The organism is Sphingobacterium ginsenosidimutans (assembly GCF_039536865.1).
Taxonomy (GTDB): Bacteria; Bacteroidota; Bacteroidia; order Sphingobacteriales; family Sphingobacteriaceae; genus Sphingobacterium; species Sphingobacterium detergens.
The window spans coordinates 538,775-555,110 of the sequence record NZ_BAAAZK010000007.1 but is presented as its reverse complement, the minus strand read 5'-3'; the positions used below and the strand labels follow the sequence as shown (position 1 = coordinate 555,110).

The window sequence follows — 16,336 nt, the reverse complement described above, 5'->3', positions numbered from 1 at the left end:
AGAAAACATCATAACAGCGAATAATCTGCATATATTTTTAATGATTGCTTTCAATGCCGAAATCTTAGCAGCAATTTCCTACTTTAAGGTGATTGTCTTTTTATACTCATTCGGTGTTATCCCGAACTCTTCTTTAAAGTATTTTCTAAAGTATTTGGTCTCATTAAATCCCACAAGGAAAGCGATTTCATTGACGTACATCTGGCTTTTTTCGAGCAGCTCTGCTGCTCTTTTTAGCCTGATAAAGCGGATAAATTCCGAAGGTGTTTTATCGGTCAAAGCAAGAATTTTCTTATAGAAATTAACCCGGCTCATCGCCATTTCACGGCATAAATCTTCAACCAAGAAATCGGTTCTTTCTATATTTGACTCAACGATGGAGACGGCTTTTTGTATAAATTTCTGATCCATCGAAATAATCTCCGGTTTGGTAGTTGAGATATCAATTCTTGATTTGAATTTTTCCTGTAGTTGTTTCTGCCTTTTCGTAATATTGGCTAGCGTAACGCGCAGAATATCGATATTAAAAGGTTTCGAGATATAACCATCGGCACCAGCTTCCATGCCTTGGAATTGATTTTCATCCGAACATTTAGCCGTAAGCAAGACGACCGGTATATGGGAACTGCGTATATCCTGTTTGATCTTTCGACAGAATTCGTAGCCATCTACATTTGGCATCATAACATCACAAAGAACAAGATCCGGAATATATTCAGTCGCGAGCTCATAGCCATGTTGTCCATCTTTGGCGGATAAGATCCTGTAATCATTACTAAAAAGATCCTTTAGAAACAATCGAAAATCCTCATTATCATCAATAATGAGAAGGGTATATACGCCGCTCTCCGCATCTAAAATAAAATCGCTTTCACTATCCCCATTTTTTTCCGGATTGTTGTCAATGTCAGTGCCTGAATAGATCACATCTTGCCTATTCGTGCCATAAGTATCTTTTGACATGGGAATTTGCACCGTAAAAACTGTCCCTTTTCCAAGTTCACTATCGACCTCCACCGTTCCTCCATGGAGCTTGACAAATTCATTTACAATATGAAGCCCAACGCCTGTCCCTGAGATACCATGGGTCTCATTGGAATCAATTCGGTAAAAACGATCAAAAATTCGGTCAAGATGTTCTTTTTCTATTCCAATACCTGTATCTGCAACCTTAATACACAGACGCTTATCGATTTCATGGTCTATAATGGTTTCACTTATAGCTACGCTAACGTCTACGTGGCCTGAAGTTCGGGTATATTTAAAGGCGTTTGAAATCAAATTAGAAATGACCATATACATCTTATCTTTATCAAAGCTCAGGTCTATGAATTGATGGTTTGTCGTAAAAGTTAGTCTGATCGATTTTTCAGCTGCAATGGACAAAAAGGATGTACTGATCTCTTTGACAAATTCAATAATATTACCCGATGATATATTGAGTTTCGTTTTGTCCTGATCTAATTTCCGAAAATCCAATATATCGTTGACCATCGTAAGCAGTTTCTGCGCATTTTTATACATGACTCCCAGTGCTGCTTTTTGTTCCTGATGGCTATCTTTTTTTAACAACATTTCCAGCGGACTGATAATCAGCGATAAAGGGGTCTTGAATTCATGACTGATATTGGTAAAAAACTTTAATTTCAGCTGGTCTATTTCATGCAGCTTATCAGCTTCCAACATACGGGCATTTTGATCAAGTTGATCCTGCTTTCTTTTCAACCGATATTTAATAAACCACCTGATTAACAAAACAAACACTGCAATATAAGTCCCTATAGCCCACCATGAAAACCAAAATGGTGGATTGACTACAATCTGCATTTCGATCGGTTGAGGCGACCATACATTATCCTGATTGCCCGCATAAACTTTTAAGATATATCGACCTGGATTAAGATTGGAATAGGAAGCTACTCCAGTGCTACGTGAAGTTTCAATCCATTCTTTATCAACGCCTTCCAGCTTGTATCGATATTTATTTTTATTGGGCTGGATAAAGTTGAATGCGGAAAATCGAATGGAAAAGTTTGTTTCATTATATTTCAGGATGAGTTTATCGAGGCCGACAATAGAAATCGGCAAAACAGTGTGATCGCCCCTTTTCTCCTCTGGATTGACCACTTCATTAGACAATAACAGTTCTGTAAATCGAGCCTGTGGTATGCTTTTGTTGGCCGGGATTTTTCTCGGATAAAAAGCGATGTAGCCTTCGGTGGTACCCATATATATTTTACCGGTCTTATCGGTATATACGGCATTGGGATTAAAAACCATTCCCGTCAGCCCGTCGCTGAGATCATAGGTAGAAACAATACTGCTGTGCTTAGTTCCGCTAGCTGACAAGTACTGTATCCGGTTGAGCCCATTGCTTGTCCCCGCCCATACATTCCCATCTTGATCCTCAACTAAAGATCGCACATCATCACTGGATAGGCCATCTGCAAGTGTCAAAAAAGAGAAGTTCCGGTTTGTATTGTCGAAGATTTTTATACCCCTTTTTGTGGCCAACCAGATGCGGCCTTTTGAATCCTTCATAAGCTGATAAACGGGAACCGAAGCAGCCTTATCCTGAAAATTGGCCTCGGGAAAATAAGGCGTAATAGTCTGATCACCCATCAGCTTATACACACCGATATCTGACGAAAAATTAATCGTTCCATCCCGATCTTTTAATGTGGAAAGAATGAAATTAGAACGTAGTTTGCTATTGTCTCTATTAAAATTTTTAAATATCGTTCTACTGGGGTCCAATCTGTCAATTCCGCCCCCCAACGTTGCAATCCACAAATTTTGGTCGGAATCTTCGGTTATCCCATATATGCTCTGATTGGACAGTCCCTTGTTGTTTTTCTCCTGCACTTCATATCGTTTAAACCGGCCACCATCATATACATTCAAGCCGCCCATAAAAGTACCTATCCACATTTTATTTGTATAGTCTTCATGGAGCGCGGTAACAATATCAGACGACAAACTTGTCATATCATCACGTTTGCTTCTGAAAAAATGGCGCTCCCCGGTAGTTTCGTTCAACTTAATGAGACCTTTTCCATTTGTCCCCAACCAAAGGTTCCCCGCTTTGTCCTTGACAATACTGCTGCAGTCAAAAAGTTCACTTTTTCCATCGGATAATCCGGTACTAGGAAACTTGAATATTTCCGGATGATAGTATGAAACACCATTCTTATATGTCCCTGCCCAAACAATTCCTTGAGGATCACAATATAAACTGACAATAGAGTTTTGTCCAACGGAGGTTTTATTATACTCGTTGTGTCGAAGAACCTGAATGGAATTCTTCTTTTTATCAAGAAGGTTGAGACCACCGTGGTCCGTTGCAATCCAAATTAATCCTTGCCGGTCTGCTACGATTCCACGTACAAAGGAATTGGAGAGCGCAGGCTTCGTGTCAATATCGTACTGTTTCCATTGATCATTAGTTTTATTGTAACAGACTACACCCCTATTATTTATACCCGGATAAATCCAGACCATATGGTCGGAATCTATAAAGATACTCTTCGGAATTATAGAATTTATAGCCCTACTGTTTAAATAATTTTTTCGGATATCAATTTGCTTCGTTCGGGTATTCAGACGTTCCAAAAAGCCATCTTTGTGGAGTATCCACACAAATTCATCTTTTATGGCGATCTCTACGAGCTCGGCGGGACGAATGCTCATCGGATCATTTGATGGCCTGAAGCTTACCACTCTTTTATGCTTGGGATCATATTTGTAAATGCCTTTTTGTGAATAGGCTACAATAAAGTTTTTAAACTGGTCTACTTGGATAGAAATTGGATTTGGAGGAAGTCCCATTTTTTTTAGAATGGAATCTGTATTATTAATAAAAACCTCCTTTCGCCAATCAAACATGACATATTTATTGCCCAACATCCATAAATTCCCCTGCCCATCTTCAACAACTTTCTTCAAACCATCATAAAGTGTTCCTGAAGTACCGTCGATACTACGGTTGAAAATTTTGATACGCTCGCCGTCAAACCTATTTAGTCCCGTGTTTGTTGCAAACCAGACAAATCCCCTACCATCTTTATATATGGCAACAACTTCATTTCCGGCTAAGCCATTCCCATTGTTAATATGGGCAAACTTAAACTCCTGTCCATAGCCGAAAATAATTCCAAAAAATAAGAATAGTAATAAAAGACGCTTCATTGGTTATTGTTTCAAGAACTTCCGTTAAAATACTGATTTTATCAAATCTTTATAGCATAAGTAATCATTTTATCCCCTAAGCTGAAACATTTAGGTCCCTACTTAGCGTATATCTGCCTATATGAAGTGCATCGCGATTAGGGCTTGCAATTCCCATGGAATGATCATTCATCCACTATATAAACATTTTAACCTCTCTTCTTCAACATCCGAACCCTATCAAGACACTATGTTGTTCCTAATTTTAATCATCCCTTTCTGGGGAAAATAACCAAACGAATTATAAACTTAAATTAACCATGAAATCAAAAAACGGATCACAAAAGTTTTTTTGGCCCAAACTGCGGCATCGGGTGTATCTCCTGCTGGCGGCCTTGTTTCTCTTTTTTATCAATGTCTTACAGGCGCAGGATTCGAAAATCAATGTCTCTGGACTTATTACGGACAAGGCTACGGGGCTGCCTCTGACCAATGTTTCTGTTAAACTCAAAGGTACAAACGCAGTGACATCTTCCAATGAACATGGCAGGTATGCTATTTTAGCATCAAAAGGAGGTATACTGATCTTTAACCATTTGGGATTCCATACGCAGGAAGTAAGAATAACTGGAAATGAGCAAAATATTCAGCTTACAGAAAATATTCACGCCATGGACGAGGTCGTTGTGGTAGGCTACGGAAAAATGAAACGTGGCGACCTAACAGGTGCCGTCGTTTCGGTAACGGCCGACGACATCAGTAAATCTGTAAGTACCTCCCTGGATCAAGCTTTACAGGGACGCGCTGCCGGTGTATCGGTGACACAGAATTCAGGAGCACCGGGCGGCGGAATCTCGGTCAGCATCCGGGGTACAAATTCTTTCAGCGGCAATGAACCGCTCTATGTGATCGATGGAATTCCAATTGATGGTAATACCCGGGACAATTCAAGCGCACTCTCGTCAATAAATCCATCAGATATCGTATCCATGGAAATATTAAAGGATGCTTCTGCTGCTGCCATATATGGGACAAGGGCGGCAAACGGAGTCGTACTAATCTCTACAAAACGTGGTCAGGCGGGAAAAACCAAATTAGGTTATGAAGGGTATGTAGGATTCCAACAGCTGCCAACGATATTGGATGTCCTTAACCTCCGCGAATATGCCGTGTATCAGAATCTTCGCAGCAAAGTCATCGGCTTCGGCGATCGGGAGGAATTTAAAGATCCATCGCTGTTGGGTGAAGGCACAAACTGGCAGAAGGAAATTTTTAGAACTTCATTGATGCATAACCATCAATTGAACATCAGCGGTGGAACCGAACAAAATAGATTTGCGATCACGGGTGGATACCTTGATCAACAAGGTATCGCACAAGGATCAGGTTTTGAACGCTATTCCTTACGGATGAACTTTGATTCAAAAATCAACAAGTGGCTGACCGTCGGCATTAATGCCTATACCGCGAAAACAAAAAATACGAACACCATAGATAATGGGGGGATCATTTCGCTCGCCATCAGGCAGCTGCCAGAGGTGCCTGCCAAAAATCCTGACGGTTCGTGGGGAACACAACAGGAAAATATGTATGGGACTTATTTCGCCAATCCATTGGAGGAAGCGCTTACCCGTGAAAACTATGCAAAAGGAGCACAAATTAGCGTCAATGCTTATGCGGATATTTCGCCCATCAAAGATCTTGTACTACGGGTCGAAGGTAATGGGAACTATAATTATTCCAACGCTTATCAATTCACGCCCGCATATAATTACGGGAATTTCAAACAGCAATCCGCAGGAGCCAGGTTTGCCAGTAACGGTTCATTTACCAACCTGAAAACCTATCTGACCTACACTAAAACTTTCGCCGAAAAGCATAACCTCTCGATCATGGCTGGGCATGAGGCTCAGGAAAACAAATGGGAGTCTCTCTCTGGAAGCCGCAGCAATTATTTTTTAAATACGGTGCATGAGCTGGATGCTGGCGATTCTAAAACCGCCAAAAATGGGAGTTCAAGAAGTTCAGGTGGCATTGAATCTTATTTCGGTCGCTTCAATTATGGATTTGATGATAGGTATTTATTGACTGCTACATTCCGCAGGGATGGATCGGACAAATTCGGCACCAACAATCGCTGGGGGACCTTCCCTTCTCTTGCTGCTGCCTGGAAGATTAAAAATGAACCTTTCTTAAAAAATAACCCAGCGATAGACAACCTAAAGCTACGCTTGGGCTGGGGACTTGTTGGAAACCAAGCCGCAAGCTCCTATGCCTATGGCGTGAGCATGGCTTCGGCTGCATCCATATGGGGCACAGGCTTCTATCCTGCTAATTTTGCCAATCCGGACCTAAAATGGGAAAAAACCAATGCCTACAATATCGGTTTGGATCTGAGCTTATTTAAAAATAGAATCGAACTTACAACGGAAGTCTATTTAAAGAAAATAGACAATCTTTTGATGCAGGCCGTATTGCCTGACTATATCAGTGGGCTAATTGCTGCACCTTGGATAAATGCGGGCTCGATGACGAATAAGGGGGTTGAATTGACATTAAATACCATAAATATCAATAAGAATGGCCTTTTCTGGAAATCCGGTTTGACCTTCTCGATGAATAGAAACCGTGTCACGCACCTATATACGGATGCAACCGCCATTCAGGGAAAAATAGGTGCAGAAACATTCACACTGACCAAAGTAGGTAATCCTGTCGGCCAATTCTATGGATATAATGTGATCGGCATGTTTCAGAATGAAAGTGACTTTTACCTGAAAGACAATCAACATCATGCGGTGCTGGATCAGGAAGGCAATAAAGTTCCTATTGCTCTACCCAAAGATAAAAGCATAGGGGTCAACGGGATTTGGGTGGGAGATTTTATTTTCGAGGACAAAAATAAAGATGGAAAAATAGATGAGCAGGACCGTGATTTTATCGGCAATCCGGATCCGAAGTTCATCCTTGGACTAAACAATTATTTTTCTTACAAAGGATTTGACCTAAATATCTTTCTAAACGCCGTATATGGCAACAAGATCTATAATCAACTGCGTAAAGATTTTACAAACCCGATGAACAATTCGGGTATGCTCAAAAAAACGACAGAGATTGCCCTCATTGAAACGATTGATCCGAGCGGTTCCGACCAGGATATCTCCAATGTAAGGGTGTCCAATCCCAATGCGAGTATTCAACGTATTACTGTCAGTGACGCAAATGACAATAGCCGTATGAGTAATCGGTTTATTGAAGATGGTTCCTATCTGCGCCTGAAAAATATTTCTTTTGGCTATACTTTCTCCCAAAACCTGCTGAAGCGATATCAAATTGAAAACCTTAGGTTATATGTCAATATTCAGAATCTTTTTACCTGGACCAAGTATACGGGCTATGATCCGGAAATAGGTTCTTACAACCAAAATGTCTTACTGAGAGGAATAGATTATGCCCGGTATCCCGCACAGCGTATTTATACCCTGGGTTTAAACTTCTTGTTTTAATATTAACTACTGAATTATGAAAAAGCTACTCTTAATAAGCTCATTGATAGCTATTGTTGCGCTACATTCCTGTAAAAAAAGTTTCCTTGAGAGAGAACCGGAAGGAGCTTATGTGGATGCAACCTTTTATACCTCCCCTGAAGCATTGAAAGCAGCCACAGCACCACTGTACAACCGGGCGTGGTTTGACTATAATAAACGACCGGCCGTCGCTATTGGCAGTTTAAGAGCCAATGATGGCTATAATCCCTATATGAACCCTTCCTATACCCTATTCACCGTGACCTCGCTGGATGATGGACTTTCAGACTCCTGGAAATCATTTTATGGTGTCATAACGATGTCAAACGCCATCATCGATGCTGTGAAGCACAAAGCCGTTAATGTAACCGAAGCGCAAAAAAAAGTAGCTATTGGGGAAGCGCGCCTTATGCGTGGTATCGCTTACTTTTATCTTCTCCGGACTTGGGGGCCAGTCATATTGATCGAGAATAATGACACTGTGATCAAAGAGCCTATGCAACCCAGGCATCGGGAGGAAGATATTTTTCGATTTATTATAGACGATCTCAGCTTTGCAGTCCAGCACCTTCCTGTTCAGGCTGATAAAGGCCGTGCAACGAGCTGGGGTGCCAAAGGTATGCTTGCCAAGGTATATCTCTCCCGTGCTGGCTGGAAGACCGGCGGAACTCGAAACGAAGCTGACCTAGCCAAAGCAAGAGAATACGCAAAGGATGTCTGTGTAAATAGTGGTCTGGAACTCTATGCCAAATACGAAGATCTGTTCAAATACAAACATAACAACAATCCCGAATCACTGATTGCCATGCAATGGGTACCACTTGGCGACTGGGGCGTCTGTAATACACTTTTAGCTGACCTGGCATTCTCATCAGACGTGACCGGTGGTGTCAACGTTTGGGGCGGCGGACTAAACGGGACGATCGACATGCTCAAACAATACGAACGCGCTGATACACTCCGGAGAAATGCTACCTATTTTACCCAGCACTCCTTCTATCCCTATATTGCCATTGATAAAGGTGGATATTCGTACAGCAATGCAGGTGCATCCATCAAAAAAGGCGTAATCGGTGGCCCTAACGATGATAATGACGGTTATGTGCAGTCAATGAGTTCACCCCTCAATACCTATATTTTGCGCTTGGCGGATGTATACCTGACCTATGCTGAGGCGAGTCTGGGTAATAATAGCACACTCAATGGTGGTGAAGCGTTAAATTACTTTAACAAGGTAAGAGATCGGGCCAAGATCGGACGAAAGACCTCTATTACGCTTGACGATATCATCAAAGAACGACGCGTGGAGTTTGCCATGGAGTATACCAACTGGTACGATATGGTCAGCTGGTATTGCTACAAGCCTGAGAAAATGCTTAAATACTTTAATGATCAACAACGTGGTTGGTCCACGGCGGGTATCACGAAGGATGAAGACGGTAATCTTATTTTTGAAGATCCCACGGCACCTGCAGTGCCTGTCGTCGTGACCGCAAACAACATCTTCTTCCCCTATCCAGAGAATGATCTCATCCAAAATCCGAGGTTAAAAGAAGAGCCTCAGGCTTATCCATTTAATAATCAGTAAAGAATTATGAAAGCTTTAAATAAAACCATACGCTTTAGCTATCATTTGCTTATCGCTGTCCTTCTCCTGCCGGTAATATCCTGTAGTCGTAACAATGACATGACTGTGGCTCCCGAGATAAGCCATGTAAGGTTGACAGATCCGGAAAAAGCAGATAGTACTTTCACAGGTGCATTTCCGGGCACAATGGTTGCTGTTATCGGAAAAAATCTCGACGGCATCCAAAAAATTTACATCAATGACCAGCAGATCGCATTTAATGCAAATTATTGTACGTCGACAAGCGCTATTATTTCTATTCCGGCAGATCTCCTATTGACTGGCACCCATCCGGATCTTCCAAATGAAATCCGGATCGAAACAAACCATGGCGAAGCAAGGTTCAGTTTTCATATCTATTCTCCCGCTCCACAAATCGCCCGTATTGAATTAAAATACCCGGCAAAGGCGGGTGAAAAACTCCGCATCTACGGTTCAAATTTTTACGAAGTAAAAAAAGTCGTGTTCGAAGGCAAGGCCGGCGGCAATGTATTAGCTACGGAATATGAAATCGGTAAGGACTATGATAAAATCGAATTAACGATTCCCGCCGGTATCCAAGATGGCCGGCTCGCGGTCTACTGCATGACCGATTCAGTTAGCATCGCTTTCACAACGAATGTTTCGCCGCCAACGATTAAATCATGGAGCAGCGATATGCCTATTATTGGCGATCAGGCATTTATTACCGGCAACAACTTTATTGATGTAAGCAAACTAACGATCAATGGCGAATATGATATTGCAAGCGAAGATTTAATCGTGGCCAAAAGCCAGGATACAATTTATTATCGACTACCAAAGGCTCCGACAAAATCCGGTACGGTCACAGTCCATGCGGCAGGAGGACAATCCAATTCGACCCTGCTATTTTATCCCGTTCAAAACCTCGTCCTGGATTGGGATAAGGTAGGTAGCTATGATTGGGGGGACAACAATATGGCTGTGACGGCAGACGGCTCCAAGCCACCTTTCTTCAGCACGGGAACAGCTTACCGCATTTTTGGATCACCGGGAGCATGGCAATATTGGTGGGGAAATTTATCCAATAAAGCTGTCTATCCTGCCGTAAATGCAATACCCGCCAATACGGCTATCGGCAACCTTGTACTGCGCTTTGAATGCTTCGTAAATGAACCTCTTGTGACAGCAACATTTGATATGCAATTGAAAGGAAATTGGGATAAAATGCTATCAGACTATGTGCCTCGTGATAGAAACACCAATAAAACAAGCCTTGGTAAATGGATGACATGCGACATAGCCCTGAATAGGTTTACTTCTGTTGCGGACTATGGAAGCTTTGTTGCCATCGCTAGCTCCGAACTGGGCATTTTCACGAAAAATAAAGCGGACAATGCCAATGTCAAGGTCGATATCTACTTCGACAATTTTAGAATCATTGACAGCAGCAAAAACTAGGTTTATTTACAGAATAGCGAATTGCGATACAATAAGGCCGGATAGGTGGATAATCAATTATTCCGGCCGTCAATAATACATGAATCATTATGACAAACAAACACATATGAAAATTAAAAAGAGTATTCCCTTCATGAGTACAGGGAATGATATGCAACATCAAATGGCATTCCGAGCAGTGCCCAAAGCATTTTTCGACTGATTTGACTATAACACAAAATAAACTATGACTATAAAACAGATTCCAATTTTCTTCGTCTTTTTTTTGCAGGCATTCCTATTGAAGGCCGAACTCAGGCTTCCTGCAATATTTGGTGACAACATGATTCTACAAAGGGACAGTCCCATAAAATTGTGGGGCTGGGCCGAAAAAAATGAAACGATCCATGTCCGGTTTATGCAGCAGAAACTAAAGGTACAAGCAGATAGAAATGGTCAATGGAGCATTACTTTAGCCCCAACTCCTTATGGAGGACCGTATAACATGGAAATAAAAGGCCATAGCGAACAGGTATCCCTAAAAAACATCCTGGTCGGTGAAGTTTGGCTTGCATCCGGCCAATCCAATATGGAATGGACGGTAAAGAACTCCAATAATGCAGCGAACGAAATCAGCCAGGCCCATTATCCGAAGATTCGGGCCTTCAATGTGGAGAAGGGCATCAGTGATGTCCCCAAACAGGACCTAAAGGGAAAATGGGCGTTATGTTCCCCGACGACAGTGGGCGATTTTTCAGCTGTTGGATACTTCTTTTCGCTCAAACTGTATCAGGAACTCGGCATACCTGTGGGCATCATCAATGCTTCCTGGGGTGGTACTGGCGCCGAAACCTGGACTAGCGAAAGCGGCTTCAATAAATTGCCCGCGCATTTCAAAGCTCCTTACCAACAGCATTTCAACGGCAGTCTGCAGAGCTTTTTAAAAGAAAACGAATTGAAAAAACAGGGCTATCTGCAAGCTTTAACAAACGATCCGGGAATAGCTGCAAAATGGTACGGAAACGATACGGATATATCCGGTTGGGGAAAGATGAATATTCCACAGTTGTGGGAATCCAAATTGGGTGATATGGATGGCATTGTATGGTTCAAACGCCGTATTTATTTGCCCGAGGGTAGTGCGCAAAAGACCGGATCCATTCTGCTTGGCACCATTGATGACGATGATGTCTGCTGGATTAACGGTGTCAAAATTGGTGAAACAAAAGGATATACAAACGCACGGAAGTACACGATCCCGAAGGCTGTTCTAAAAGACGGTGAAAATATAATTACGCTAAAAATTATGGATACCGGCGGCGGCGGTGGCTTTTATGGAAACCCGGCCCAGCTGTACCTCGATGTGGAGGGCGAGAAATTTCCGCTTGATGGTGATTGGAATTATAAGGAGGCTGTCACTACTCAGCAGCATGATTACAAAGAAGTTTCGCCAAATATGCTTCCATCCCTCCTCTTCAATGCCATGATCAATCCAATTGTTCCTTATACCATCCGGGGTGTGATCTGGTATCAGGGTGAAAATAATGCCGGACGAGCGTATGATTATCGCAGCCTCTTCCCTAACCTCATCGCGGACTGGCGGTCGCAATGGAAAACTGATTTCCCTTTCTACTGGGTGCAATTGGCCAATTATATGGCTAAAGAAAAATCACCCGAAGACAGCGACTGGGCAAAACTGAGAGATGCACAGACCCGGACACTCCGTCTTGCTCATACTGGTCAGGCGGTAATCACGGATATTGGTGAAGCGGACGATATCCACCCACGTAACAAACAGGAAGTGGGTCGACGACTCGCTTTAATAGCACTGGCTAAAAATTATGGCCGAAAAAATCTTGTGTATTCTGGGCCAACGTTCAAATCGGTGGTCAAGGAGGGCAATAAACTGATTATTTCTTTTGATGTTACTGGAGGCGAACTCGTGGTTAACAATAAATACGGTTACGTCGAAGGCTTTGCTCTTGCTGGAGCAGATAAAAAATTTGTTTGGGCCCAGGCTCATATTGATGGTAATCGAATTGTTGTTCACGCAGATCAGCTCAGCAGCCCTGTATTTGTCCGCTACGCCTGGAGCAATAATCCCGATGTCAATTTATTCAATAAAGAAGGCCTGCCCGCTATACCTTTCAGCAATGAGGAATAAGCATACAGAGCCCAGATGACATGATCTTAAACAACACAAAAAAAATATTCAATGAAAACACTATTAAGTTACATTTTTATGCTGTTGGTTCTACCGGCATGCTCCAACAAGGAAATTAAGGCAAATACAGAGCTCAGCAAGCCTGAGATAAAAGAAGAACCAAAACCTACTTACAGTAAATTCTCCATCAGGGAAAATTTTAGTACCAACCAGTTAGTTGATGAAATGGGTTTGGGGATTAACCTCGGTAATGCCCTGGACGCAACGGGTGACTGGATCAATCCAAGTAGTATTTCTAATTACGAGACGGCGTGGGGCAGCCCGCTCATTACAAAAGAAATGATCGAAGGTTATGCAAAAGCCGGTTACTCTTCTTTACGAATTCCGGTCACCTGGAGTAATATGATGAACAACGCTGAAAATTACAGAATCCATCCAGATCTCCTCAATAGAGTCGAAGAGATCTTAAACTGGACACTCGATTGCGGCATGGTCGCCATTATAAACGTTCACCATGAAAATGAATGGGTCAAAAAAGTGCCGACAGACAGCGAAGCTAAGAAAAAGTTCACTTCTATTTGGGAGCAGCTCTGTAACCGTTTTGAAAAATATGGGGATCATTTGATATTCGAACCCATGAATGAAATTGGTTACGACGAAATATGGACTCCCTGGAAGGGCGGGCAAACCGAAAAAGCAAGAGCATTCGGTTACGTAAACGAGCTGAACCAGCTTTTTGTCGACATCGTCAGGAAATCGGGCGGCAACAATGCCAAGCGCCATCTTTTAGTCGAAATTTATAATACGGGTCTCGAACATGCTTTTGACCCCTTAACCAAGATTCCGGACGATCCGGCTAAACATCTTGCATTGACCGTACACTATTATACGCCGCCTTTGTTTGCCATATTGGGTAACGGTGAAGACGCAGGATGGGGTGTTGGCGTCCCTTCCTGGGGTACAGAACAGGAATTTAAAGAGCTCAATGACAATATGGAGCTATTAAAGAAGAATTGCGTTGACAAAGGGATACCCGTCATCATTGGCGAATACGCCTGCTCCTCAAAGAACAGAACACAGGAGGTGATCAGGTTATTTAATGTCTCGGTCACCGAAGCGATTTATTCACGTGGTATGTGCCCCATGCTTTGGGATGTTCAGGGTGCTGGGCAATATGAGCGGACAACCAGTAAATTCAAGGATCCTGTCTTTTTAGAACAAATAATGGCAATACCTGCTAAATATCCACGCAATCAAAACTAGCATTTACCCAAGGCATCTTCCGGAAGGCCGTGTAAAAGCAACTTTTGAATAAATGCACCTAGAGACGTGCTATGTACGTCTCTAGCCCTTAACACAACCCGGTACCAAAAACCATGAAACAAAAAAACTATATTCTGCTCTGCCTCCTATTTCTCGCGGTATTCTCGCTTGAAGCACAATACAAGTTCGATAAACCGCTCTACGGGGCAGCCTATTACCACGAATATATGCCCAGTGAGCGTCTGGACGAAGATATCCGATTGATGAAAAATGCCGGGCTCAATGTCGTACGGCTGGGTGAATCTACCTGGGGATTATTTGAACCACAGGAAGGTGTTTTTGCATTTGAATGGATGGACCGCATCATCGACAAAATGCATCAGGCGGGTATCCGCATCATTCTTGGGACACCGACCTATTCCATTCCGGCCTGGCTTGCGCATATGCATCCCGAGGTTCTGGCCGAATATCAGCGGGGTACTAAAGCTTATTATGGCATCAGGCAGAATATTGACTTGAGCAACCCCACTTTTAAATATTATAGTGAACGTATCATCCGCAAGCTAATGGAACGGTACGCAAAACATCCTGGAATCATTGGCTATCAGGTAGACAACGAAACAGAAGCACGCGGCATAAACAACCGGGATTATTTTATCGGCTTTCGTAACTACATCAAAGGCCGTTTTAACAACGACCTCGATTCACTTAACAAAGCCTGGGGAATGAACTACTGGGGTATGAATATTCGCACCTGGGAAGAGTTCTATACCCGCGATGGTGTCACCAATCCTTCCTATAAAAACGAATGGGAACGCTACAACCGCAAACAGGTAGCCGACTTTCTGAATTGGCAATGTAACATTGTCAATGAATATAAACGTCAGGACCAATTTATAACACATTGCTTCATGCCTGATTTTCACAATGTAGATCAGGTAGAAAGCTTTCGCCCGATGCAATACCCCGCTATCAATATTTATCACGACGTACAGGATAAACAAGACGGACAGCGCATTGCTTATTCGGGGGATTTTGTCCGGACGGTTGCCAAGAACAATTATATTGTCATGGAAACCAACGCACAAGGTATAGGCTGGGATGCACGCACACAATACCCGCCATACGACAGACAACTCCGGCAAAATGTATATGCTCATTATGCTTCCGGTGCAAATATGGTGGAATACTGGCATTGGTCTACGCTGCATTATGGGCAGGAAACCTATTGGCGCGGTGTATTGGGGCACGATCTCCAACCGAATAGAATATACGATGAATTTAAAACCACAGCTCAGGAGCTGGCAAGGATCGGAGATCGTCTTATTGACTTGAAGAAGAAAAATAAAACAGCAATCTTATATAGCCACGATTCCTACCACGCACTGAATTTTATGCCTTATACCTATAAAAACAATTATCCCATCGATATGGTTCATAAGGCACTCTACTTTCAGAACATTGAAGCTGATATTATTCCCTGTGATAAAATTACTGATTTTAAAGGCTACGAAATGTTGGTTATTCCACCGCTTTATGTCGCCACGGATGAACTGCTACTGGCCATTGACAAGTTTGTAAAAGCGGGCGGCCATGTCGTCATGATGTACAAAAGTGGCTATTGTAACGAACATTCGGCCGTCAGGGCCACAGCTGCGCCGGGGCCATTAAGGAAGGCTTGCGGATTCCATTATCAAGAGTTCTCCACCATCGGAGACATGCGGCTCAAAGATAAGCCTTTTGAATTGGCGGATAAAAACCAAATTGGTGACTGGTATGAATTTTTGATCCCTGAGACAGCCAAACCGCTGGCCTATGCTGAACATCCCTTCTTTGGCAAGTGGCCCGTAATCACAGAAAACAGCTATGGTAAAGGAAAACTGACTTATATCGGGACCTATCCATCACAAGAACTACTCCATACGATCATCAAAAAAACTGCTATCGAAGCAAAAGTCATTACTGCCGACAATTACACTTTCCCAATCATTCAGCGTTCGGGAAAGAATAAATGGGGTAAGACAATTCATTACATTTTTAATTACAGTACGGAAACAAAACGGATTACTTATACAGGTGACCCAGCGAAAGAACTTATTTCGAATAAGCTCACCCAGAAGGGCCAAGAGATTATATTGGAGCCCTGGGAAGTACTCATTATGGAACAAAACTAAAAGATACGCTAAT

At 42.6% G+C, this 16,336-nt stretch carries 7 protein-coding genes; 6 read left to right on the top strand and 1 reads right to left on the bottom strand.

Translation table 11 applies throughout. From position 1 onward, the window contains the following. Positions 1–78: 78 nt before the first annotated feature. Positions 79–4,188 carry a hybrid sensor histidine kinase/response regulator transcription factor gene (locus tag ABFX33_RS14685; protein WP_346086621.1) on the bottom strand — a complete coding sequence of 1,370 codons (4,110 nt, stop codon included), beginning with the start codon at positions 4,186–4,188 and terminating at the stop codon, positions 79–81. Between the two features lie 299 nt (positions 4,189–4,487). On the opposite strand from ABFX33_RS14685, the gene ABFX33_RS14680 reads away from it, so the two are divergent. From ABFX33_RS14680 to ABFX33_RS14655, 6 genes are all read left to right on the top strand, one after another. Next, complete coding sequence (locus ABFX33_RS14680; RefSeq protein ID WP_346086620.1) at positions 4,488–7,673, top strand: SusC/RagA family TonB-linked outer membrane protein; 3,186 nt, start codon at positions 4,488–4,490, stop codon at positions 7,671–7,673. Positions 7,674–7,689: 16 nt separating this feature from the next. Beyond that, complete coding sequence (locus ABFX33_RS14675; RefSeq protein ID WP_346086619.1) at positions 7,690–9,282, top strand: RagB/SusD family nutrient uptake outer membrane protein; 1,593 nt, start codon at positions 7,690–7,692, stop codon at positions 9,280–9,282. Between the two features lie 6 nt (positions 9,283–9,288). After that, entirely contained in the window at positions 9,289–10,743 is a 1,455-nt protein-coding gene (locus ABFX33_RS14670; RefSeq protein WP_346086618.1) for a glycan-binding surface protein, read from the top strand. A 226-nt stretch (positions 10,744–10,969) separates the two neighbouring features. Then, complete coding sequence (locus ABFX33_RS14665; protein WP_346086617.1) at positions 10,970–12,886, top strand: sialate O-acetylesterase; 1,917 nt, start codon at positions 10,970–10,972, stop codon at positions 12,884–12,886. A 51-nt stretch (positions 12,887–12,937) separates the two neighbouring features. Continuing rightward, positions 12,938–14,149: a glycoside hydrolase family 5 protein gene (locus ABFX33_RS14660; RefSeq protein ID WP_346086616.1), complete on the top strand. Its 1,212-nt coding sequence runs from the start codon at positions 12,938–12,940 to the stop codon at positions 14,147–14,149. Positions 14,150–14,262: 113 nt separating this feature from the next. Next, on the top strand, positions 14,263–16,323 hold the full coding sequence (locus ABFX33_RS14655; RefSeq protein ID WP_346086615.1) for a beta-galactosidase: 2,061 nt from the start codon (positions 14,263–14,265) through the stop codon (positions 16,321–16,323). The last annotated feature ends 13 nt before the right edge of the window (positions 16,324–16,336 follow it).